The organism is Stenotrophomonas maltophilia, from assembly GCF_006970445.1.
GTDB lineage: Bacteria > Pseudomonadota > Gammaproteobacteria > Xanthomonadales > Xanthomonadaceae > Stenotrophomonas > Stenotrophomonas maltophilia_AU.
Map to the genome: position 1 here is coordinate 2,561,883 of NZ_CP033877.1, position 21,983 is coordinate 2,583,865.

A 21,983-nucleotide genomic window follows, 5' to 3' on the forward strand; every position below is an offset into this window, starting at 1 on the left:
TCGCACGCGCGTTGGCGGTCGATGCCATGGCGGCCCTGCACGCGATACCGGCGCACGGGGCGAACGGGTGGATTGCCAGGGCACGGGAACGTAGGTCGTCGGCATCTGCCTGCGCCTGCGGCCGGTATCCGGGCCGTGGGGGCGACCTGCGTCCGCACGATGGCGGCCGCGTCGACACGGCAAGCCTTCAGGGGCGGGCCGCGGGACGTTTGCTGCATGTCCGGCGGCGGCGGCTGACCGGGAGTGACGACCACAACATAGTGGGGATACTCGGAGCCGTCAACACAAGATGCGGTAATCAGCACATGTCGCGACGATCAGTCGCAGGATGCCGTGTTGCACCGGCGGCGCCTTGTCGACAACGCCTGCGTCCCCAGTTCGGTAGAACATCAACTTTCCCCGGAACACCGCCCATGCGCGCTGCCCAGTACCCCTCCTTCGGCGACCCGGCCGACGTCCTCGCCATTACCGATGCGCCCCTGCCCGAGCCCGGCCCCGGCGAAGTGCGCATCCGCACCGTGCTGGCCTCGATCCACAATCACGACCTGCTGACCGTGCGTGGCCTCTACGGCTACAAGCCGACGCTGCCGGCGATCGGTGGTAGTGAAGCACTGGGCGTGGTCGATGCACTCGGCGATGGCGTCGACGGCCTGCAGATCGGCCAGCGGGTGGCCGCCGCCTCGGTGCACGGCACCTGGGCCGAGGCGTTCATTGCACCGGCACGCATGGTGATTCCGATGCCGGACGCGATCCCCGACGAAATGGCCGCGCAGCTGATCGCCATGCCGCTGAGCGCGCTGATGCTGCTGGAATTCCTGCACGTCGAAGCAGGCCAGTGGATCGTACAGAACACCGCCAACGGCGCGGTGGGCAAGTCGCTGGCGATGCTGGCGCGGGCCCGTGGCGTGCATGTGGCCAACCTGGTGCGCAATGCCGATGCAGTCGCGCAGTTGCGGGCGCTGGGCATCGATCATGTGTTCGACACCTCTGTGGATGGTTGGAAGGATCGCGTGCGTGAAGCGACCGGCGAAGCACAGGCCGCGGCCGCGGTGGATTCCATCGGCGGCGACGCCAGCGGTGACCTGGTCGACCTGCTCGGCCACCACGGCACGCTGGTGTCGTTCGGGGTGATGAGCGGCGAACCGATGCGCATCCCGGCCGGCGGCCTGATCTACAAGGAGGCCACGGTGAAGGGCTTCTGGGGCAGCAAGGTCAGTCAGGCGATGGCGGTGGAGGACAAGCGCCGGCTGGTTGGCGAACTGCTGAATCGTGCTGCTGGCGGCGAACTGACCCTGCCGGTTGAGCAGATCTTCGCACTGGACGACATCGCCCAGGCGGCGAAGGTCGGCGCCGGTTCGGGCCGCAACGGCAAGGTGTTGCTGCGGCCCTGAGGGTCGGACAACCGGGGGCAGATCCCTTTCCGTTGGAAAGGGATCTGACCCCCAGGAGGAGTGCGGACCAACGGTCCGCCCCCTCCACAGATCGGCCCGCACCAACCGAAGGACAGACCGCGCCGCCGGGTGCGCCTACTTTCGTTAAGAACCTGTGATGTATAACTGAATGCGCTTTCGTCATTGGAAGGCGCAGGTACCTGCATGCGGTACTGACGGCTCCTCCCCCGTTCGGCGTTGTCGCTTCCATGTACCGCACCACCCTGAACCTGCTTGCCGGCGCGATCGCGCTGGGCCTCACCGCCGGCGCTGCCGGCGCCGCTGAATCCGCCGATGCCGGCAAGGACAGCACCACCCTGGGCACCGTGCTGGTGACCGGTTCCAACATCAAGCGCAGCGATACCGCCGGGCCCAACCCGGTGCAGATCGTCAGCCGCGAACAGATCGAGCAGACCGGCCGCTCCACCCTCACCGACGTGCTGCGCAACCTGTCGGCCAATGCCGGCAACAGCTTCGACGAGCAGTACACCGGCAGCTTCGCCGCGGGCTCGGCCTCGATCGGCCTGCGTGGCCTGTCGCCGAAGAACACGCTGGTGCTGGTCAACGGCTATCGTGTGTCCAACTTCGGCTTTGCGCTCAACACGCAGGACACCTTCGTCGACCTCAACGCGCTGCCGATCAGCGCGGTCGAACGCATCGAAGTGCTGAAGGATGGTGCGTCGGCGGTGTACGGTTCCGATGCCATCGCCGGCGTCATCAACATCATCCTGCGCAGGAACTTCCAGGGTGTGGAAGTGGGCGGCGGCTTCGGTACCGCCACCCAGGGCGGCCTCGATGAGCGCAAGGCCAACCTGCTGGCCGGCTTCGGCGACCTTGAACAGCAGGGCTGGAACGTGCTGTTCGGGCTGGACCTGCTCAAGCGCGACCGCCTCGATGGTGATGACCGCGCCTATACCCGCAGCGGCGACTTCCGCGACAAGCCCGGTGGCCGCCTGGCCGGCTGGTCCACCGCCGGTGGCAACTGGCTGTCCAACCCGCGTGCACCGCAGCCGTTCGCCAGTTGCCCCGAGGGCAGCCAGCTGCGCCCCTACAGCGATTTCGGCAGCACCCTGCCCGGCCAGGCCTGCGCCTTCAACGCGCAACCGTTCAAGACCCTGCAGCCCGGCGCCGAGCGCCTGCAGGCGTCGTTGAGTGCGACCTACCGCTTCAATGACAGCGTCGAGGCATTCGCCGACGTGCTGTACAGCCACAACAAGGCCGACCAGATCTTCAGCGCGCCGCTGACCGTCGGCCCCGGCCTGCGCGCCTACAACCCGGCCACCGGCACCCTGATCGACGTACCGGCGGTGTTGCCGGTCGGCCATCCGAACAACCCGGGCAGCGCGCCGCTGCCGTTCGAGTACACCTTCTTCGATCTCGGCCCGCGCCTGAAGGACAACACGCAGGTGTTCTACCGTGCCCTGGCCGGCGTGCGCGGCAGCGGTGAACGCTGGGACTGGGAAGTGGCGGCGCTGACCTCGCAGAGTGCACAGCGCGAGTACGTCGACAATTTCGTCAACCGCTACGCGTTCGAACAGATCCTGCGCGATGGCAGCTACAACTTCCTCAACCCGTCCAGCACCCCGGGCGCGCTGGATGCACTGCGCCTGCAGACCAAGCGCCCGGGCTGGTACAAGCTGCACTCGTTGAACGTGAAGGCCTCGACCTCGCTGTGGGAGCTGCCGGCCGGTGCGGTCGGCTTCGCCTGGGGTGCCGAGTTCCGCAAGGAATCACTGGATGCCCGCACCAGCGCACAGGTGCTGTCGGGCACCGAACTGCGCCCGGCCATCAACGTGGTCAACGGCGAGCGCCAGGTCAGCGCCGCCTACGCCGAACTGAGCGTGCCGCTGCACCGCACGCTGGAACTGCAGGTGGCCGGCCGCGGCGACCACTACGATGATTTCGGCAAGGCGTTCTCGCCGAAGGTGGCGCTGCGCTGGCAGCCGTTGGACAGCCTGCTGCTGCGCGGTTCGTTCTCGCGCGGGTTCCGCGCGCCTTCGCTGCCGGAGATCGCGCCGGGCCAGACCGTCAGCTACGGCTCGGTGATCGATCCGCTGGACCCGCTGCAGCCCGGCGGCAGCCGTGGCATCACCAACATCCGTACCGGCAACCCGGACCTGAAGGCCGAGCGCTCGCGCAACTTCAACGTCGGTGCAGTGTGGTCGCCGGATGGCGACACCAGCATCGGCCTGGACTGGTACCGCATCGAGCAGGACAACCTGGTCAAGCCGGACAGCGCGCAGTTCATCGTCGACAACCCGACGCTGTTCCCCGGCCGCGTGCAGCGTGATGCACAGGGACGCATCCAGTTCATCACCAACCAGTACGCCAACCAGGGCGAACTGACCACCTCGGGGCTGGACCTGGACGCCAACCACACCTTCCGCACCGAGGGCTGGGGCAACTTCACCGTGGCCGGCAGCTGGACCCACCTGCTCAGCTTCAAGCAGCCGCTGGTGGCCGGCCAGGCGCCCTATGACGGGGCCGGCAACAACCGCCACGGCGCACTGCCGCGCACCCGCGGCACCACCTCGCTGAACTGGGCGGTGGGTGACTGGAGCAGCACGCTGAGCCTGCAGTACGTGAGCGGCTACGACCAGCGCGTGGCGACGGCGACCAGCAACCCGGGCCTGCGCGACCGCATCAAGCCGTATCACCAGCTGGACCTGTACGTGGCGTACGAAGGTATTCCCAACACCACGCTGTCGCTGTCGGTGCTGAACCTGACCGACAAGGACCCGCCGTTCGATCCGGCCGGCGGCTCCAATGGTTTCGACATCAGCCAGTACAACCTGCGCGGGCAGTTCGTCTCGCTGGGTGCGCGCTACCGGTTCTGACGCGATATCGGGGCGGCGGTGATGCGCCGCCCCATTTGTGCTGCCGGCCAGCGGCCGGCACTACCACCGACCGCCGGGGCAAGCCCGGCGGTCGTGCATCAGCGGCTCAGGTGCAGGAACTGCAGGTGCCGTTCGTACTGGCTGATGATGTCGTTGATGATCTGCTTGCGGCTGTAGCCCACCAGGTCGTAATCCTGGCTGCCTTCGTACAGGTGCACTTCGGCGCGGTAGTAGCGCTGGTTGCGCAGCTGCTGTGCGGCGAACGATGGGGTCAGGTAGCCACTGAGGATCACCCGGTACAGGAAGTCCTGCTGCTCGCCGTGGTTCACCGTCAGCTCCATGTCGCCGGCCTCGAAGCGCGTCGCCACGTCCCAGCCCTGCCCGCGCAGCTGTTCGGCCACCGCTTCCATCGCCGGCTTCACCGTGTCATCCATGAAGCGGTAGACCTGGTCGCGCACCGGGAAGTGCATGGCCTGGCTCAGGCGCTGGCGCCAGCCCTGATGGTGGCGGTCGTCACCGATCAGCGGCGAGGGCCGGTACTGCAGCGCGCGCTTGCGGTGCGATTCGTCACTGAAGGCGCGGGTCAGGCCCCACATCATCAGCAGCAGCACCGCCGAGAACGGCAGCGACGCCAGCACCACCGCAGATTTGAGCGCATCGATGCTGCCGGCCAGCAGCAACCCGGCGGTCAGCACCGCGATCACCGTGCCCCAGAACACGCGCAGCCAACGCGGACCATCATCCTCCGGCGCGCCGCCATGCGAGGACAACGTGGACAACACTACCGCCCCCGAGTCGGCCGAGGTCACGAAGAAGATGAAGCTGACCAGCACCGTCACCGCGATCACCGTGCGGCTCCACGGGTAGCCATCCAGCAATGCATACAGCACCGTCGGTGGATCATCCACCGCCAGCTGTGCCAGCTGCTGCTGGCCGTGATGCAGCACCTGGTCCAGCGCGCTGTTGCCGAAGATCGACAGCCAGGCCAGGGTGAAGCCCAGCGGGATCAGCAGCACACCGAACACGAATTCGCGGATGGTGCGGCCACGCGAGATGCGCGCGATGAACAGGCCGACGAACGGCGCCCAGCCGATCCACCAGGCCCAGTAGAACACCGTCCAGCCACCCAGCCATTCCGGCCGGCCGCCATAGGCGTACACATCGAAACTCTTGCCGACCACGCTGCCCAGGTAGTCGCCCAGGTTCTGCATCAACGTGCTGAGCAGGTACTGGGTGGGGCCGGCGCACAGCATGAACAGCACCAGCGCGATCGCCAGCAGCATGTTGATGTTGGCCATCCAGCGCACGCCCTTCTCCACGCCTGAAACCGCCACGGCCACCGCCGCGCCCATCATGCTGACCACCAGGATGATCTGCACCAGGTTGGAATGCGGGATGTTGAACAGGTGCGACAGGCCGGCGTTGAGGTGCAGCACGCCGAAGCCCATGTCGGCACCGATGCCGAACACGGTGGCGACGATGCCCAGCGCATCCACGGTGTAGCCGATTGGCCCGTTGATGCGCTTGCCGATCAGCGGATACAGCGCCGAGCGCAGGGCAAGTGGCAGGTTGTGGCGGTAGGCGAAGTAGGCCATCGCCATCGCCGCCAGCGCGAACACGCCCCAGCCATGCAGGCCCCAGTGCAGGAACAGCAGCTGCATGGCCTGGCGCGCGCCGGCCTCGCCCGCGGCGGGATCGCCCTGCGGCGGCTGCAGGTAGTGGGTCAGCGGTTCGGAAACGCAGAAGAAGAACAGGGTGATGCTGATGCCGGCGGCGAACAGCATGCCGGCCCAGGAGAGGTAGCTGAACTCCGGCTCGTCATGGTCGGCGCCGAGTTTGATGCCACCATACTTGGACAGCGCCACACCGACCACGAACACCAGGTACAGGGTCATTGCCAGCAGGTAGTACCAGCCGACATTGAGTGCGGCCCAGTCCTGCGCCTTGACCAGCAAGCGGCCTGCGCCGAGCGGGAACAGGCTGACGAACAGCGCGAACGCCACGACAACGATCGCCGCGAAGGCGAACACAGGCCGAAGGGTGCGCACCGGGGATTGTTGCGGCTCCAGTACTTCCATGGGGCGGCGTTCTCCGGTAGATCAAAGGGTTAGCCGACCAATTCTGGCTGAACCGCAGTGGACAGAGCATGAAGTTGCGACCTGCGATCGCAGGCCCGATCCACCATTCCGTGTTATCACGCGCGCGCCGGCAGACGCCTGCTTGCACAGCCGCGCGCACTGCCTGCGACGCGGCCATGCGCGTACTGTCCAATTACGACATCACATGCACCGCGCACAGCTTGTTGCCGTCCGGATCGCGCAGGTAGGCCAGGAACAGCTGGCGGCCGGCCATGCTGCGGATGCCAGCCGGGTCTTCAATGGCGGTGCCACCGTGGGCCACGCCTGCATCCTGCCAGCCACGCACGGCCTCGGTACTGTCGAGGGTGAATCCAATCGTGCCGCCGTTGGCATGGCATGCGGGCTGACCGTCGATCGGTGCGGTGACGATGAACATGCGGCCATCCTTGAAGTACACCAGCCGGCCCTTGTCATCGAACACACCCGGACGGGCGCCCAGCGCAGTGAACAGGGCATCGTAGAAGCGATGCGCGACGTCCATGTCGTTCGTTCCAACGGTGATGTGGCTGAACATGCGGGCACTCCTTGTGGAAAACCGCAGTGTCGGCGAGCACGCCGGGCATCGCAAATGGGCGCGCTACCCCGCTGCGCCCTGCGCAACGTTTGTCGCGCGCCGCTCGATCATTCTATAATGGGAATCATTCTCATTAATGACCCATGCCGATGGCCGTGCCCGCCGCCTCCAGCACTGCGCTGGCGGGGTTCTACCGCGAACACCATGGCTGGCTGCTCGGCTGGCTGCGCCGACGTACCCACAACGCCGACTGCGCCGCCGACCTGACCCAGGACACCTTCCTGCGGCTGCTCAGCCGCCGGATCGATCCCTCCGAGCTGCGCCTGCCCCGCGCCTATCTCAGCACCATCGCCCATGCACTGCTGGTCAACCATTGGCAGCGCGCGGACCTGGAGCGCGCCTACCTGGCCGCGCTGGCTGCTCAGCCGGAACCCGTACATCCCTCGGCGGAAGAGCGCACGCAGGCGCTGCAGCTGCTGCACGCGATCGCCGACATGCTGTCCGGCCTGGCCGAGCGGCCACGGCGTGCGTTCCTGCTGGCGCGGCTGTCCGGCCTGGGCTATGCGGAGATCGGCGTGCAGCTCGGCGTGTCCGAACGCATGGTCAAGAAGTACATGGCGCAGGCCATGCTGCATTGCCTGCGCCTGTCCGGGGATGCTGCGGCATGAGCGCGGTGATGGCTTCACCGGCATTGGAACAGGCTGCCGAGTGGTTCGCGTTGCGCCAGCAGGGCTGGTCTGACGGCGACCAGCAGCGCTGGCACGCCTGGCTGCAGGCCGATGCCGGGCATGCCGATGCATGGCGCCGGGTCGAGTCGGTCTGGCAATCATTCGCCCCGCTGTCTGCACCGGCCGCGGCAACGGCGCTCGATGCCGCCGGCCGCCGCCGCCGTCGCGCGCTTCGCAGCCTCGGCGGCGCCCTCGGCATCGGTGCGATCTCCCTGCTCGGCCTGCACGGGCTGCGCGAACAACGCAGCCTGCAGACGCAACACACGGTTGCGGGGCGCACCGGTCATTGGACGTTGGCCGATGGCAGCCAGTTGTGGCTCAACGCCGGCAGCGAAGTGACCATCGACATCGGCAACGGTCGCCGTGCCCTGCACCTGCTGCGCGGCGAACTGCTGCTGCAGACCGGCCACCACCCTGCGTTCACCGGCTTGCCGCTGACCGTGCATGTACCGGGCGCGCGCCTGCAGCCGATCGGCACCCGCTTTGCGGTCGGGCGCGAGGCACAGGGCAGTCGACTGGATGTATTCGAAGGAGCGGTGCGCTGCCTGCCGCAGTTCGGCGCAGCGCTGGACGTGGCTGCGGGAGACGCTGTGCGGATCGGCCCGATGGGCGGGCTCTCAACGCTCGCTGCGGATCCGCTGCGCGGCGACTGGCAGGACGGACGCCTGCAGGTGCAGGACACGCCGCTGATCCGGGTGATCGACGAACTGGCCCGCCACCACCGGGGCTATCTGGGCTGCGATCCGGCGCTCGCCACACTCAACGTCACCGCGGTACTACCGCGCCTGGACAGCCTGCAGGCCCTGAAACTGCTGGCGCGCGCCCTGCCGATCCGCATCGAGCAACGCTGGCCATGGTGGACCGTCGTGCGTCCGATCTGAAATGGCGGTTCCCTTTCTGCGCGCTCGGCGGGCCCTACAAGGGAACCCATTGCGGATGTCGCCGCCCCCATGAAACTACCCTGCCCTTCCCCTCGCCCGCTGGCCATCGCGCTGTGCCTGGCCCTGGCCACCCCGTGCCTGTTGCCGGCCGCCGCCCATGCACAGGATGCTGCCGCTGCCGTTCGCTGGCAGATCGCGGCCGGACCGCTCGACCAGGCCTTGACCACATTCGGCCAGCAGTCCGGCCTGTCCATCGCCGCCGATGCGCGCCTGACCCGAGGCCGCCACAGCGGCGGCGTGCAGGCCGCGCTCACTGCCGAGGCCGCGCTGGCGCAGCTGCTGGCCGGTACCGGCCTGACCTTCCAGCGTGATGCCAGTGGCGTGGTACTGCAGGCCGCCCCGCCCACCGACGCCGGCGTGCGCCAGATCGGCACCCTGCGTGTGGCCGGCCAGGCCAGCGAAGGCGCCTCGCCGTGGGGCCTGGCCGATGCCGATGCGGTCTACCGTGACAGCGGCTCGCGCGTGCACCTGGACCACCAGCAGCTGGAGCGCTTCCGCGGCCAGTCGATCGGCGACGTGCTGGCCGGCGCGGTCGGCGTGCACACCGGAGACGTGCGCAATGGCGGAGCACTGGACGTCAACATCCGCGGCCTGCAGGGCCAGAACCGGGTGCCGGTGATCATCGACGGCGGCCAGCAGGCCATCGACGTGTACCGCGGTTATGCCGGCGTGCAGCAGCGCAGCTACCTCGACCCGGACCTGATCAGCGCGGTCAGCATCGAGAAGGGGCCGAGCCTGGCCGCCAACGCCGCCAGCGCAATCGGTGGCGTGGTCTACATGGAAACGCTGAACGTCGATGACATTCTCGACGACGGCCAGGCCTGGGGCCTACGCGTGCGCGGCGGCGTGGCCGACAACAGCATCGACCGCACCCGCACGTTCAAGCAGATCGCGCGTGGCAGCGACAACCGCAACAGCCTGCGCGACCCGCGCGACTGGAACGGCAGCGTGGCCTTCGCCCAGCGCGGCGAAGACTGGCAGCTGGTGGCCGCTTACGCACGACGCCGCCAGGGCAACTACTTCGCTGGCAGCAACGGCGCCCACCGCTACGACGACCAGCACCTCTCCAGCGGCGGCACCGGTATGTCCAGCCAGGCGGTCTCGGACATGTACCACCCCGGCGATGAGGTACTCAACACGCACACCGACAACGAATCGTCGCTGCTGAAATTCACCTGGACACCCAACCCCGACCAGCGCCTGGAGCTGAGCCACCGCTACTTCAATTCCAGCTTCGGCGAAATCATGCCGTCGGCAATCGGGCGCGTGGGCGAGTCCAACGAATGGGTGACCTACGTGGACAAGGCCAACACCATGTTCCAGTTCGAGCCCGGGAAGATGCGGGTCAACGCCACCTCCCTACGCCATCGCTACCGCCCCGAGGCGCACCCGTGGCTGGACCTGAGCAGCACGCTGTGGTTCACCACCGCCACCAGCCGCATGTTCAACAGCAATATCGCCAATACGCCGCTGTTCAAGGAAATGGCCTCCGACCAGATGCCCGACACGCTGGGCGAGACTTACGGCCCCGGCTTGCAGTCGGACGTGAAGACCCGGCGTTGGGGCCTGGACAGCAGCAACACCACCCGCTTCAGCAACGGCCTGGGCGACTGGACGCTCCGTTATGGCGCCTCCTTCCAGCACGAGGACACCGCACCGAACTCGCCGGTGCTGCCGGTGGACTACAACAACAACCGTTACCTGCGATCGGGCACGCGCCGCGAGGCCAGCGTGGTGGCCTCGTTGCAATGGCAGCCGTGGGACTGGCTGTCACTGACCGCCGGCGGCCGCTTCATCGACTACCGCACCCGCGACCGCAACCGCGTGGCCTTCGTCAGCGAATCGCGTGACCTGCGCTACACCTTCGCGCGCCTGAGCAAGGGCGGCCAGCTGCTGCCGGGCTGGTACAAGGAGTGGTACCCGGATGTACAGGGCAACTACACCTATGACTCGCTGCGCGCCACGCCCTATGGCGACAGCACGCTGGGCCAGACCTACGATTTCGACGGATTCATCCGCGATCCGCGTGGTGCCAATGGCTTCTACACCAAGCAGATTCCCACCGCCTGGGGCTACAAGCCGGCGATCCGGCGCTCCGGCCACGGCTTTGCGCCCTATGCCGAGGCGCGCTTCAACCTCGACGCGGACACGTTCTTCTACGTGAAGTACGCGCAGGGCTGGAAGATGCCCAGTCTGTTCGAGTCGACGCTGGGCAACAGCACCTCGGCGCCGGTGGCCGACCTGAAGCCGGAGAAGAACCGTTCCTGGGACATCGGCTTCAGCCTGCTCAAGCAGGACCTGTGGCGCGACGGTGATCGCCTGGCATTCAAGGTCGCCTGGTTCAAGAACGATATCGACAACGCGATCACCCGTCGCTTCGATTCCAGCAACTGGGCCTTCTATGTCGACAACGTCGACAACTACACGGTGTCCGGTTACGAGCTGCAGTCCGGTTATGACGCCGGCATTGCCTACCTGGACCTGTCGGCCAGCTATTACCAGCGCGCGCGCACCTGCGATGCGGCCACCGCCAAGCGCCTGCGCGAAGATCCGTATGCGAAGTGGAGCAAGCTGGACGCCAAGCCAGACTGCGTGGACGGCGGCTTCGGCACCTCGTTCGTCAACGCACAGAACCCGCCGAAGTACTCGATCCACAGCACGCTGGGCTTCCGCCTGTTCGATCGCCGCCTGGATACCGGTATCCGGCGTACCTACAACAGCGGCCCTACCCATGAACTGGACAAGCCCTGGAACACCACCGGCTCGACTGGCCTGCAGAACATCTACCTGCCGACCGCGATCTACGACTTCTATGCACGCTGGCAGTTCACCCCGCGCAGCGAAGTGGAGCTGGTGGTCAGCAACCTGCGCAACACCTACTACATGGACACGCTGGCGATGAGCCTGATGCCCGGCCCGGGCCGCACCACGCGGCTGAACTTCACCGCACGCTTCTAACGGCTGCAGGAACAGCAGCGCCCCGGAGAGATCCTCCCCGGGGCGCTTGCTTGTGGCGGCTCACGCTCTGGCAGGTGCCAACCGTGGTTCTGGTAGGCGCCAACCTTGGTTGGCGCAACGATGCATCACTTCGCGGTACTCAGCAGCAGCACCGCGAAAGTGACCAGCGCGATGCCGATCCAACCAATCGGACGCAGGCGGTTGCCGAACAGCAGGCGACCGCAGGTGGCGGTACCGATCACGCCGATCGCCCCCCACATTGCATAGGCGGTGGCCAGGTCCATATAGCGCACGGCCTGGCCGAGCAGGGCAAAGGCGATCCAGACCAGGACGATCGCACCGACGCCCCAGCGCCAACGACGGAAACCTTCCGACTTGGCCACCATCATGTTGGCGGCGACGTCGATCAGTGCCGAACAGATCACGAAAAACAGGGCCAGGGTATTCATCAGTGCGCCTCCCCGAGAGTGACGCAGACGATGCCCACCACCGCCAGCACCAGGCCGGCCAGCTGCTGCAGCGACAGGCTCTCACCGAAGACGGTGAGGCCGACCACGGTCAGCAGGGTCAGGCCGAGGCCTTCCCACACCGCGTAGGCCACGCCCACCGCGATGCGGCGCACCGACTGCGCCAGGAAGAAGTAGGACAGCGCCAGCGCGCCGGCCATGACCAGATAGCCGGTCCAGCCGCCATCGCGGGCGGCATGGGCCATGAACGAGGTGCCGACCACTTCGGCGATGATCGCCACGGTCAGGCAAGCCCAGGCGACCAGCGCGCCACGGGCGGGAACAGTACGGGACATGTGAAACTCCTTGCAGGACGGGGACCGCGCCGCCTCATCAATGGATCCACGCCGCGCGTGGAGGGTCCGGAACGCCCCTCGCAGACAGGGGCGACGGGGATTAGTATCATCGTCTTTTACGGTGGTATCAAAATGGATTCCATCGATAGGAGCGATGGATCAATGCCCTATTCCCCTGAATCCCTGCAGGCCTTCGTGGAAGCCGCCGCGCTGGGCTCGTTCTCGGCCGCGGCACGGCGGCTGCGCAAGACCCAATCGACGGTCAGCACCGCCATCGCCCACCTGGAGGCCGACCTGGGCGTGAGCCTGTTCGATCGCAGCGGGCGCTACCCGCAGCTGACCGAGGCCGGGCGCCAGGTGCTGGGGCACGCGCAGGAGATCCTGGCCGCCGATGCGCGCCTGCAGCAGTTGAGCGTGCGTCTGGCCGCGCCGGTCGAGCCGCGCCTGACCGTTGTGTTTTCCGATGTCTACCAGCTCGATCCCGAGCAACGGATCCTGCAGCGCTTCGCCGAGGCATTCCCGGAAATCGAACTGGAATGGCTGGATGCCGAGGGCGAGGACGTACTGGAGCTGGTCGCCAGTGGTCGTGCCGGTCTGGGCCTGCTGCCACGGCAGGAGCACTATCCGGATGGGCTGGTGGCACGGCCGCTGGCGCATCACAGCGAACTGTCGGTGTACGTGGCGCGCGAACACCCGCTGGCCAGCGCCGGGCGTCGCGCTGCCGCACAGCTGGCGCGGCACCGGCAGGTGCGCCTGAGCGCGGAAGTCGATCAATCGCGCGTGGTCACCGGCCTGGCGTGGACCGCCACTGACTATCTGATGGTGATGGAGATGGCCGAGGACGGCATCGGCTGGGCCGAACTGCCGCGGGCACTGGTGCAGCGCTACGACCGTGGCCGGCTGGTGGAACTGACCCTGCCCGGCTGGCCGCGGCGCATCCACAGCGACCTGCTGTGGCGCCGCGACACGCCGCCGGGACCTGCCGCACTATGGTGGGCCGACGCGCTGGGGTGAACCGAAAAAGGGGACGGAGGGGATTAAGTCGTTTATGCATAAACGACTTAATCCCCTCCGTCCCCTTTTTTGTGTGTCAGCGGTGGGCGAGCGCGTAATCCAGCGCCGAGCATACTGCCGCCACCTGCGCGTCGTTGCACTGCTGCGGGGTCGCGCGCGGGCTGTCCGGGTAGACCTCGGTGGTGGTGGTGTACTTCGCGCCGGTAATGCCGGCGCACAGGCCCAGCTTCACCAGCGGGTACTCGATCACGCCATGGGCCACCACCGGCGAACCGATGATCTCGCCCTTGTCGTCGGCCGGCGCGATGTGGGTGACCTTCTCCACCGCGGCGATGACCGCCTGCTGGAACGCCGCCTGCGGGTTCTCGCTGTCGTCCACCAGGTAGAAGCCATCGGGAATCAGGCCCGGCTCGAACGGCTTGCCGTCACGCGCGGCCAACGCCGGGCGGAACTCACTCTCGTCGCTGTCGGTGGTCTCGTGCAGGTCGATGTGCAGCACGAACTGGTCCTTGATCGGTGCGATCAGCTCGATCAGCGCGGTCGACTCGCGGGCCGGGCCATCGGCGCGGAAATTGCGGTTCGGGTCGATCGCATCGAAGTTCCAGCGGTTGATGCGCTCGAAGCCCCACGGATTCACGCACGGTGCCACCAGCAGGTTGGCCTTGCCGGCGTAGTCGGCGGCGTGCTTTTCGAGGAATTCCAGCGCACCCATCACGCCGCTGGTCTCATAACCGTGCACGCCACCGGTAACCAGGGCAGCCGGCAGCGCCGGGTTCCAATCGCGGCTGCGCAGGGCGAACAGAGTGTAGGTATCGCCAGCGTAGTCGAGCTGGCCATACGCCACCTTGTCGAAGCGCGAGGCCAGCGACTCGATGCGCGGCAGCACCTCCTCGTCATAGCGACGCAGGCGCTGCTGGCGGCCACGCCACAGCTCCCGTTCCGCCGCTCCCCACGGCTGGCCAGGGGTTCCGACGGGGTAGAAGGCGGCTTGGGACATGGCGGATCTCAGCGAGTCAGGAAGCAATCGCCCACTCTATCACCGGGGCGTCGGCATGAACCGGGGATGCATTCCAATAGCGAATGGAATCAGCAATAATTCTCATTTACGACCTTCCACAGCCCGCACCGATGCCCATCCACGCCCTGCAACCGGCCGGCCTACCCCTGGCCGCCGCCCTCGCCCTGTGCCTGCTTCCGGCCACCCGCGCCTTCGCCCAGGACAGCGCCACCACGCTGGACAGCATCCAGGTCTCCGGCAGCTGGCTGGGCACCGGCCTGCATGACAGCGTCAAGAGCTTTGCCGGTGCACGCACGGTGGTCGACCGCCAGCGCATCGAGGCCAGCGGCGCGGCCAGCATCGGTGATGCCATGCGCCGCATCCCCGGCGTACAGGTCACCGACAACTCCGGCACCGCCGGCAGCTCGGTCTCGCTGAACATCGGCGTGCGCGGCCTGACCGGGCGCTACTCGCCGCGCTCGACCGTACTGCTGGACGGCGTGCCGCTGGCGGTGGCGCCGTATGGCCAGCCGCAGCTGTCGTTCGCGCCGACCAGCCTGTCCAACATCGAATCGATCGATGTGGTGCGCGGCGGCGGTGCGGTGCGCTACGGCCCGCAGAACGTGGGCGGCATCATCAACTTCAGCACCCGTGCCATTCCCACCGGCGCCGGCCTGCACGGCGAAGCCGGCGTGCGTTACACCGCCTACGACCACGGCGGCGGCGACAGCACCCAGTACAACGCCTTCCTCGGCGGTACCGGCGACAATGGCCTGGGCGCGGCCCTGCTGTACTCCGGCCAGGACGGCCGCGGCTGGCGCCAGGGCAGCGATGACCGCTTCAACGACCTTGCGCTGAAGTTCGCCTACGCCATCGATGCGCAGCAGGAACTGCGCGCCAAGCTGTCCTACTACGATGTGCGCTCGCTGACCCCGGGCGGCCTGACCCGCGCCCAGTACGAGGCCGATCCGTTCCAGAACACCCGCCCCACCGATTTCTGGAAGGGCCACCGCACCGGCATAGACCTGGGCTACACCAACACGCTGTCCGACAACAGCGAGTTCGAGGTGCTGGCCTATTACAACGAAAGCAACCGTGCCAGCTCGCTGGTCAATGCCGCCAATACCCAGTTGACCGTGCAGCCGCGCGACTACCGCGTGCTCGGCATCGAGCCACGCTACACCCAGCGCCTGCACTGGGGCGCCAGCGTGCACGACATCACCGCCGGCTACCGTTTCCTGCGCGAGCGTGGCAACGACCGCAGCTACACCGTCACCCGCCGCACTGGCGCGGCCAGCGCCACCACCCGCTTCGACAACGCCACCGATGCCCATGCGTTCTACATCGACGACCGCATCGCGATCGGCCAGTGGCGGATCACCCCGGGCGTGCGCATGGAATGGATCGACATGGACCGCCGCCAGGCCGGGGGCACGGCGACCTTCAGCAGCCGCAACGACAAGGCCCTGCCCTCGCTCAACATCGCCTACCTGCTGACCCCGCAGCTGACCGTGTTCGGCAACTACACCACCTCGTTCGGGCCGGTGCAGAACATCCAGCTGAATTCGCAGACCGCCAGCAATCCGCTGAACCCGGAGGTGGCAAAGACCGCTGAACTGGGCGCGCGCTGGCAGGACGGTGCACTGCGTGCGGAAGTGACCGTATTCAAGATGCGCTTCGACAACCAGATCCTGCAGGTGCCGGGGATCACCCCGCCGACCTTCCAGAACATCGGCGCCACCGACCACAAGGGCGTGGAAAGCGCGCTGGAGTACCGCTTCGCCGAAGACAGCGCACTGGCCGGGCTGGAGCTGTACGCCAACTACACCTGGACGAAGGCGATCCAGCAGTCGGGCGACAACCGTGGCCTGGACGTGCCGTTCTACTCGCGCGACACCGACAGCGTCGGCGCCCGCTACGCGCTGGCCGGCTGGACCTTCAATGTCTCCAGCACCCACCAGAGCGGCCAGTTCTCCGATGCCGCCAACACCTGGGAAGAAACCGCCGATGCGCGCGTGGGCCGCGTGCCGGGCGTGCGCCTGTGGAACGCGCAGGTGGCCTGGCAGGTGCCGGGCCTGGGCGACAGCGAGATCGCGCTGGGCGTGAACAACCTGGCCGACAAGCGCTGGTACACCCGCAACGTCGATGGCAACGCCGGCCGCATGGTGGCCGCGCCGCGCACGTTCTACGTGCAGGGCCGCTACCGCTTCTGAGGCGATAACCGCCCGATGCAGTGACGGTGGCGATCACGGTGGCGGCGTATCATGCCGCCACCATGTCACTGCCTGTTTCGCCATCGCGCCTGCATTCGGCCTTCCAGGGCCTGCGCCTGCGGCTGCGCGGCAGTGACCTGTGGTTCATTGCGCTGGCGCTGCTGGTCGGCCTGCTTGCCGGCTACCTGACCCTGCTGCAGTCGGGCATCGCGCGCTGGCTGCAGGGCACCCTGTACGGGCTGGACGAAGGCATGCGCCTGAGCTCCCTGCCCGCGCTGACCTGGACCGCGCTGCTGGTGCTGCCGCTGGGTGGCCTGCTGGTGGGCCTGGTCAGCCTGGCGGCGACACGACTCAAACGGCCCCTGCTCGATGCGGTGGAAGCCAATGCCCTGCACGGCGGCCGCATGTCGATGCGCGACAACCTGATCGTGCTGACCCAGACCCTGCTGTCCAATGGGTGCGGCGCCTCGGTGGGTCTGGAGGCTTCGTATACACAGATGGGCGCCGGCAGTGGTTCGCAGCTGGGCCGGGTGATGCGCCTGCGCCGCAATGACGTGCGCATCCTGGTCGGCGCCGGTGCCGCCGGTGCCATCGCCGCCGCCTTCGGTGCGCCATTGGCCGGTGCGTTCTACGCCTTCGAGATCGTCATCGGCGCCTACACCCCGGCCGCACTGGCGCCGGTGGCGGTGGCTGCACTGGCCGGCGCGTTCGTGGCCGACCAGGCCGGCATCGAGGCCTACCTGCTGCCCGCTGCCTCGACCATCGACGTGCGCGCCGCCGACTACGCCATCTACGGCCTGCTCGGCTGCTGCTGCGCGATGGTCGGCATCGCGGTGATGCGGCTGATCGCCTCGATCGAGGGCACGGTCAAGCGCAGCCCGTTGCCGCTGTGGGGCCGCCCGGTGGTGGGCGGCCTGCTGCTGATTCCGCTGGCCCTGGCCAGCCCGCAGGTGTTGTCGTCCGGCCATGGCGCCCTGCACCTGGACCTGACCACGCATCTGCCGCTGATCTGGATCGGCGGCCTGCTGACCCTGAAGTGCCTGGCCTCGGGCATCTCGCTGGGGTTCGGCTTCCGGGGCGGGCTGTTCTTTGCCTCGCTGTTCATGGGCACCCTGGTCGGCGCGTTGTTCGCCGGCCTGCTGGCCATGGCCACCGGCGTGCCGGTGATCGACGCCACCTCCGCCGCGCTGGCCGGCATGGCGGCGCTGGCCGCAGCCGTGGTCGGCGCGCCAATGACCATGGCCATGCTGGTGCTGGAAGGCACCCACGACTTCCTGTTGACCAGCGTGGTGATGAGTGCGGTGCTGGTCTCCAGCACGCTGGTGCGGCAGTGGTTTGGTTACTCGTTCTCGACCTGGCGCATGCACCTGCGCGGCGAGACCATCAAGAGCGCCCGCGACGTGGGCTGGGTGCAGAACCTCAACGCCGGCCGGCTGATGCGCAAGGGCGTGGCCACCGCCCCGTCCGACCTTGACGCCGAGGCGTTCCGCCAGCGCTTCCCGCTGGGCTCGGGCAGCCGGGTGATCCTGATCGACAGCGAGGGCCACTACGCCGGCATCGTGCAGATTCCACGCGTCTACGGCGACGGCGTGAAACCGGAGACCGCGATTGGCGAGCTGGCCGAGAACCGTGACGTGTCACTGTCGCCGGCCTCGGACGTGGTCAGCGTGATGCAGCGCTTCGACCAGACCCAGGCCGACGAACTGGCCGTGGTCGCCGCCGACGGCCAGGTGCTGGGCGTGGTCTCTGAAGCCTTCGTACGCAAGCGCTACGCCGAGGAGCTGGACAAGCGCCAGCGCGAACTGATGGGCGAGCGCGTCGACGACACCGACTGACCCCGCAAAAAAGGGGACGGAGGGGATTAAGTCGCTTCTGGCACTTTCGAAATCCACGCATGGCGTGGATCTACTGTCACCTCGACCGGGTAGACTCCGGCCATGCGCTTCATTGAGACCTTCCAGGCCGGCCCCTTCGCCGACACCGTGGTCAGCCTGCTGGCCGCCTTCGTGCTGGGTACGCTGATCGGCGCCGAGCGCCAGTACCGGCAACGCACGGCCGGCCTGCGCACCAACGTGCTGGTGGCGGTAGGCGCCGCCGCCTTCGTCGACCTCGGCATGCGCATCGCCGGCAGTGCCGAGGCGGTACGGGTGATCTCCTACGTGGTCTCCGGTGTCGGCTTCCTCGGTGCCGGCGTGATCATGAAGGAAGGCATGAACGTGCGCGGCCTGAACACCGCCGCCACCCTGTGGTGCTCAGCGGCGGTCGGCAGCTGCACCGGCGCGGACATGCTGGCAGAAGGCGTGCTGCTGACAGTCTTGATCATCGCCGGCAACACCCTGCTGCGGCCTCTGGTGAATGCGATCAACCGCATTCCGATCAACGAGGCTGCCACCGAGGCCACCTACGAGGTGCGCCTGAGCGTGGATGCCGAAGCCGTGCCACGGGTACGCGAGCGCCTGGTCGATGCGCTGGAAGCCGCGCAGTACCCGGTCGGCGATGTGCAGGTGGTCGAGCATGCCGACGCACCTACCGATGTGATCGCGGTGCTGGTCAGTACGGCGGTCAGTGCCGACGAGCTGGACGTCGTGCTGGCACGGATGGAGCATGTGCCGGGCGTGCTGCATGCCACTTGGGAAGTCAGTACCCGCGATTGAGTCATCCACGCATGGCGTGGATCTACCGAGGTCGCGTCGCAGCAGATCCACGCCATGCGTGGATGCTCGTCCCTCACCCACCCGCCATGCGCTGCTGTGCCCGCAGCAACTTGCGGAATGAACCGCACTGCCGCGCGTCCTGCGCTTCCGGGCAGGCCGCCGCACGTTGCAGGTGCCGGCGTACCCGCTGCAGCCGGGTGATCTGCCGCTGCAGCACATCGGCTTGCGCCAGCAGGGCCTCCCGGTCCAGCGAGATACATCCACGCTGCGGCGGCAGCGATGCTCCGATCTGCTGCAGCGACAGCCCGGCTGCCTGGCCGAGACCGATCAATGCCAGCCGTTCCAGCACCTGCTCGTCATACTGCCGACGCAGGCCGCGACGGCCCAGCGCCTGCAACAACCCCAGCTGTTCGTAGTAACGCAGGGTCGAGGCCGGCACGCCACTGCGCCGCACCACCTCGCCGATATCCAGTTCATGCACGGGCTTGACCTCAAGTGACCTTCAAGCGCCAACCTATGGGCAACTACCCACCGAGGCAAGGCCATGGCCAGCACGTCCCCCGTTGATCAGAACGCCCTGTGGAACGGCCCTGGTGGCCAGATCTGGGTTGCGCAGCAGGCCATTCTCGACGGCCTGTTCCAGCCGATGGCCGACCTGCTGGTGGCCGAACTTCCGGATACCGTCACGCAACTGCTCGACATCGGCTGCGGTACTGGCGCCAGCCTGCTGGCTGCTGCCGCAGCGCGCCCGGCGGCACACTGCACCGGCCTGGACATCTCCGCGCCGATGCTGGCGCTGGCCCGCCAGCGCGCCGAGGCCGCCGAGCTGGATGCGGAATTCATCGTCGCCGACGCGCAGCGGCATCCGCTGCCGCCCGCACACTTCGACTGGATCCAGTCACGCTTGGGCGTGATGTTCTTCGAGGATACCGGTGCGGCCTTCGCCAACCTGCACCGCGCGGCACAGTCCGGTGCCGGACTGCGCTTCATCGCCTGGCGCAGTGCCGGGGAGAATCCGTTCATGACCACCGCCGAGCGCGCCATCGGCGATGAACTGGATCTTCCAACCCGGGTACCCGGCGCACCAGGACAATTCGCCTTCGCCGATGGCGAGCGTGTGCAGCGCCAGCTGCAGGACGCCGGTTGGAATGACGTGGAGGTTGTTGCAGTGGACCTGCCCTGCTCGATTGCCCGCGAAGACCTGCCGACCTACGTCGGCCAGCTGGGCCCGTTGGGATTGGCACTGCGATCGATGCCGGAAGCCCGCGCCGCCGTGCTTCGCGAAAAGGCATTGGCCGCATTCGCGCCGTTCATCGAAGGTGACCGCGTTCGCGTGGATGCCGCCTGTTGGCTGGTCCGCGCCCGCGCCTAGAAAAAAGGGGACGGAGGGGATTAAGTCGCACATGCCCCGTTTGTGCCGGATACGACTTAATCCCCTCCGTCCCCTTTTTCTTCTACAGCGCCTCGCCGGCGTCGGCCAGGCGCGATTCGATCAGGGCGTACCACTGCTGCAGCACGTCTATCAGCATGTCCAGCTCGGCGTCGGTGCGCTGCGCGCGGCCGCTGCGCAGGCAGGCCTGGGCTTCCTGCAGCTGGGCCAGGAACCCGGCCACGGTATCGGCCTGCAGGATCAGGCCCGGCAGGCGCCGCCCGGGGATGCGCACCACGGCATGGTTGCCGAGCTGGCCGTACACGCTGAGCGTAGCTTCCGTCTTCATGGAGAGTGGCAGGAATTGGGCATTCATCGCGTGCACCGTTTGAAAACCTGAGCCGCAGGCAGGCGTGGACGACGGGGGAGACGTTGCCACGCCTGCCGGCGGTCAGGGGGGACTCGGGATGCCGGGGCATCGCCCCGGCGCAGGAAGGTCAACGTGGCTGCGCCATCCCGGCGATCTGCACGCGCCGGTTCGGCGCCAGGCAGGCAATCAGCTCGCGCCGGTTGCGCTGCCCGCACTGAACAATCGGCTCGGCCGCGCCGCGCCCCTCGGCACTGATGCTGGCTGCAGGCACACCCCCCTGCACCAGCGCGTTGCGCACGGCGTCGGCGCGGCGCTGCGACAGCGTCTGGTTGTAGCTGGCGCTGCCGATACGGTCGGTGTAGCCGGTTACCCGGATCGACTGCACCTGCGCTGCGTCGCGCACCTGCGCCAGGACGCCCTGCACCGCATGCTGGCCTTCAGCACTGAGCACCGCGCTGTCAAAGCCGAACAGCGCATCGGCCGACAGCCGCAGCGGCTGTTCCGGCAGCGGTGCCGGTGGCGGTACCGGCGGAGCCGGTGGCCGCGGCGGGTCGAGCACGGCTGCGCACGATTCCGGCTTCCAGTAACCCGCCTGGGCAATGCCCTTGCTGTCAAAGCGGACCTGGAACTGGCAGGTGAAGTACTCCGCGCCCTGTGCGGTGCGGAAATTGAACAGGTAGTTCCACTCGCGAACGCCCCACATGCCTTCGTTGAAATGCGGCGTGCCCAGCAGCGTGTACAGCTGCCGCTTGCTCATGCCAGGCGCAAAGCGGCGCAGGTCGGCGACGTCGGGATAGATGCCTTCCTTCAGCGAGGCCTTCGAGGCCTCCGGGAAGTGCACGGCGGTGGCTTCGGCAGGACCGTCGGCGGCCGGCGCATGGCTGCGGCAGGCGGCCAGCAGGCCCATCCCCAGGATCAGGCCCAGCGTGGCGGCACACTGGCCGGCGCGGGCGATGCGATGCTGTTTCATGTCATTCCCCCTGTAGACGTTTCCGCGATGCCGGGCCGCGCGTGCGGC

The 21,983-nt window shown here is 67.6% G+C and carries 18 protein-coding genes; 10 read left to right on the plus strand and 8 right to left on the minus strand.

Features of this window, described 5'->3' with window-relative positions; all coding sequences use genetic code 11:
- Positions 1 to 413 precede the first annotated feature (413 nt).
- Positions 414 to 1,391, plus strand: a complete 978-nt coding sequence (locus tag EGM71_RS11820; RefSeq protein WP_188485081.1) for a zinc-binding dehydrogenase — start codon at positions 414 to 416, stop codon at positions 1,389 to 1,391.
- Positions 1,392 to 1,639: 248 nt separating this feature from the next.
- Positions 1,640 to 4,267: a TonB-dependent receptor gene (locus EGM71_RS11825; RefSeq protein WP_188485082.1), complete on the plus strand. Its 2,628-nt coding sequence runs from the start codon at positions 1,640 to 1,642 to the stop codon at positions 4,265 to 4,267.
- 98 nt (positions 4,268 to 4,365) lie between these two features.
- Here the strand turns inward: EGM71_RS11825 and betT are convergent, their stop codons facing one another.
- Positions 4,366 to 6,345, minus strand: a complete 1,980-nt coding sequence (gene betT / locus EGM71_RS11830; RefSeq protein WP_188485083.1) for a choline BCCT transporter BetT — start codon at positions 6,343 to 6,345, stop codon at positions 4,366 to 4,368.
- 193 nt (positions 6,346 to 6,538) lie between these two features.
- Positions 6,539 to 6,919, minus strand: a complete 381-nt coding sequence (locus tag EGM71_RS11835; protein WP_188485084.1) for a VOC family protein — start codon at positions 6,917 to 6,919, stop codon at positions 6,539 to 6,541.
- Between the two features lie 149 nt (positions 6,920 to 7,068).
- On the opposite strand from EGM71_RS11835, the gene EGM71_RS11840 reads away from it, so the two are divergent.
- The 3 genes from EGM71_RS11840 to EGM71_RS11850 all read left to right on the plus strand — a co-directional run bounded on the left by EGM71_RS11840 (position 7,069) and on the right by EGM71_RS11850 (position 11,546).
- Positions 7,069 to 7,587, plus strand: a complete 519-nt coding sequence (locus tag EGM71_RS11840) for a sigma-70 family RNA polymerase sigma factor (protein ID WP_188485085.1) — start codon at positions 7,069 to 7,071, stop codon at positions 7,585 to 7,587.
- Positions 7,584 to 8,528, plus strand: a complete 945-nt coding sequence (locus EGM71_RS11845) for a FecR family protein (RefSeq protein ID WP_188485086.1) — start codon at positions 7,584 to 7,586, stop codon at positions 8,526 to 8,528. Before EGM71_RS11840 ends, EGM71_RS11845 begins: the two co-directional genes overlap by 4 nt.
- 69 nt (positions 8,529 to 8,597) lie before the next feature.
- A complete protein-coding gene (locus tag EGM71_RS11850) occupies positions 8,598 to 11,546 on the plus strand; it encodes a TonB-dependent receptor domain-containing protein (RefSeq protein ID WP_188485087.1) in 2,949 nt (982 codons plus the stop codon).
- 125 nt (positions 11,547 to 11,671) lie between these two features.
- Here EGM71_RS11850 and EGM71_RS11855 read toward each other — a convergent pair whose 3' ends face one another.
- Complete coding sequence (locus tag EGM71_RS11855; RefSeq protein ID WP_188485088.1) at positions 11,672 to 11,995, minus strand: DMT family transporter; 324 nt, start codon at positions 11,993 to 11,995, stop codon at positions 11,672 to 11,674.
- Positions 11,995 to 12,348 carry an SMR family transporter gene (locus tag EGM71_RS11860; RefSeq protein ID WP_188485089.1) on the minus strand — a complete coding sequence of 118 codons (354 nt, stop codon included), beginning with the start codon at positions 12,346 to 12,348 and terminating at the stop codon, positions 11,995 to 11,997. Before EGM71_RS11860 ends, EGM71_RS11855 begins: the two co-directional genes overlap by 1 nt.
- A gap of 162 nt (positions 12,349 to 12,510) precedes the next feature.
- On the opposite strand from EGM71_RS11860, the gene EGM71_RS11865 reads away from it, so the two are divergent.
- Entirely contained in the window at positions 12,511 to 13,362 is an 852-nt protein-coding gene (locus EGM71_RS11865; protein ID WP_188485090.1) for a LysR family transcriptional regulator, read from the plus strand.
- Between the two features lie 76 nt (positions 13,363 to 13,438).
- Here EGM71_RS11865 and EGM71_RS11870 read toward each other — a convergent pair whose 3' ends face one another.
- Positions 13,439 to 14,359 carry a M14 family metallopeptidase gene (locus EGM71_RS11870; RefSeq protein ID WP_188485091.1) on the minus strand — a complete coding sequence of 307 codons (921 nt, stop codon included), beginning with the start codon at positions 14,357 to 14,359 and terminating at the stop codon, positions 13,439 to 13,441.
- A gap of 131 nt (positions 14,360 to 14,490) precedes the next feature.
- Here EGM71_RS11870 and EGM71_RS11875 point away from each other — a divergent pair, with 131 nt between their 5' ends.
- The 3 genes from EGM71_RS11875 (at position 14,491) to EGM71_RS11885 (ending at position 19,226) form a co-directional block, all read left to right on the plus strand.
- Positions 14,491 to 16,572: a TonB-dependent receptor family protein gene (locus tag EGM71_RS11875; RefSeq protein WP_188485092.1), complete on the plus strand. Its 2,082-nt coding sequence runs from the start codon at positions 14,491 to 14,493 to the stop codon at positions 16,570 to 16,572.
- A 62-nt stretch (positions 16,573 to 16,634) separates the two neighbouring features.
- The gene (locus tag EGM71_RS11880; RefSeq protein WP_223224454.1) at positions 16,635 to 18,407 is read left to right on the plus strand and encodes a chloride channel protein; all 1,773 of its coding nucleotides are present in this window, start codon (positions 16,635 to 16,637) and stop codon (positions 18,405 to 18,407) included.
- 102 nt (positions 18,408 to 18,509) lie between these two features.
- Positions 18,510 to 19,226, plus strand: a complete 717-nt coding sequence (locus EGM71_RS11885; protein WP_005409984.1) for an MgtC/SapB family protein — start codon at positions 18,510 to 18,512, stop codon at positions 19,224 to 19,226.
- Between the two features lie 73 nt (positions 19,227 to 19,299).
- Here EGM71_RS11885 and EGM71_RS11890 read toward each other — a convergent pair whose 3' ends face one another.
- Positions 19,300 to 19,707: a MerR family transcriptional regulator gene (locus EGM71_RS11890; RefSeq protein ID WP_188485094.1), complete on the minus strand. Its 408-nt coding sequence runs from the start codon at positions 19,705 to 19,707 to the stop codon at positions 19,300 to 19,302.
- A gap of 63 nt (positions 19,708 to 19,770) precedes the next feature.
- On the opposite strand from EGM71_RS11890, the gene EGM71_RS11895 reads away from it, so the two are divergent.
- Positions 19,771 to 20,598: a class I SAM-dependent methyltransferase gene (locus EGM71_RS11895; RefSeq protein WP_188485095.1), complete on the plus strand. Its 828-nt coding sequence runs from the start codon at positions 19,771 to 19,773 to the stop codon at positions 20,596 to 20,598.
- 82 nt (positions 20,599 to 20,680) lie between these two features.
- On the opposite strand, the gene EGM71_RS11900 is transcribed toward EGM71_RS11895, so the two are convergent.
- Both EGM71_RS11900 and EGM71_RS11905 read right to left on the minus strand, forming a co-directional pair.
- Positions 20,681 to 20,944 carry a DUF6959 family protein gene (locus EGM71_RS11900; protein WP_223224455.1) on the minus strand — a complete coding sequence of 88 codons (264 nt, stop codon included), beginning with the start codon at positions 20,942 to 20,944 and terminating at the stop codon, positions 20,681 to 20,683.
- A 148-nt stretch (positions 20,945 to 21,092) separates the two neighbouring features.
- Complete coding sequence (locus EGM71_RS11905; RefSeq protein WP_188485096.1) at positions 21,093 to 21,935, minus strand: OmpA family protein; 843 nt, start codon at positions 21,933 to 21,935, stop codon at positions 21,093 to 21,095.
- Positions 21,936 to 21,983 lie beyond the last annotated feature (48 nt).

What these genes read in the sequence shown, in the direction of transcription:
- EGM71_RS11820 (WP_188485081.1), top strand. Translation starts at nt 414, where the DNA reads ATGCGCGCTGCCCAGTACCCCTCCTTCGGCGACCCGGCCGACGTCCTC.
- EGM71_RS11825 (WP_188485082.1), top strand. Translation starts at nt 1,640, where the DNA reads ATGTACCGCACCACCCTGAACCTGCTTGCCGGCGCGATCGCGCTGGGC.
- betT (WP_188485083.1), bottom strand. Translation starts at nt 6,345, where the DNA reads ATGGAAGTACTGGAGCCGCAACAATCCCCGGTGCGCACCCTTCGGCCT.
- EGM71_RS11835 (WP_188485084.1), bottom strand. Translation starts at nt 6,919, where the DNA reads ATGTTCAGCCACATCACCGTTGGAACGAACGACATGGACGTCGCGCAT.
- EGM71_RS11840 (WP_188485085.1), top strand. Translation starts at nt 7,069, where the DNA reads ATGGCCGTGCCCGCCGCCTCCAGCACTGCGCTGGCGGGGTTCTACCGC.
- EGM71_RS11845 (WP_188485086.1), top strand. Translation starts at nt 7,584, where the DNA reads ATGAGCGCGGTGATGGCTTCACCGGCATTGGAACAGGCTGCCGAGTGG.
- EGM71_RS11850 (WP_188485087.1), top strand. Translation starts at nt 8,598, where the DNA reads ATGAAACTACCCTGCCCTTCCCCTCGCCCGCTGGCCATCGCGCTGTGC.
- EGM71_RS11855 (WP_188485088.1), bottom strand. Translation starts at nt 11,995, where the DNA reads ATGAATACCCTGGCCCTGTTTTTCGTGATCTGTTCGGCACTGATCGAC.
- EGM71_RS11860 (WP_188485089.1), bottom strand. Translation starts at nt 12,348, where the DNA reads ATGTCCCGTACTGTTCCCGCCCGTGGCGCGCTGGTCGCCTGGGCTTGC.
- EGM71_RS11865 (WP_188485090.1), top strand. Translation starts at nt 12,511, where the DNA reads ATGCCCTATTCCCCTGAATCCCTGCAGGCCTTCGTGGAAGCCGCCGCG.
- EGM71_RS11870 (WP_188485091.1), bottom strand. Translation starts at nt 14,359, where the DNA reads ATGTCCCAAGCCGCCTTCTACCCCGTCGGAACCCCTGGCCAGCCGTGG.
- EGM71_RS11875 (WP_188485092.1), top strand. Translation starts at nt 14,491, where the DNA reads ATGCCCATCCACGCCCTGCAACCGGCCGGCCTACCCCTGGCCGCCGCC.
- EGM71_RS11880 (WP_223224454.1), top strand. Translation starts at nt 16,635, where the DNA reads ATGTCACTGCCTGTTTCGCCATCGCGCCTGCATTCGGCCTTCCAGGGC.
- EGM71_RS11885 (WP_005409984.1), top strand. Translation starts at nt 18,510, where the DNA reads ATGCGCTTCATTGAGACCTTCCAGGCCGGCCCCTTCGCCGACACCGTG.
- EGM71_RS11895 (WP_188485095.1), top strand. Translation starts at nt 19,771, where the DNA reads ATGGCCAGCACGTCCCCCGTTGATCAGAACGCCCTGTGGAACGGCCCT.
- EGM71_RS11900 (WP_223224455.1), bottom strand. Translation starts at nt 20,944, where the DNA reads ATGAAGACGGAAGCTACGCTCAGCGTGTACGGCCAGCTCGGCAACCAT.
- EGM71_RS11905 (WP_188485096.1), bottom strand. Translation starts at nt 21,935, where the DNA reads ATGAAACAGCATCGCATCGCCCGCGCCGGCCAGTGTGCCGCCACGCTG.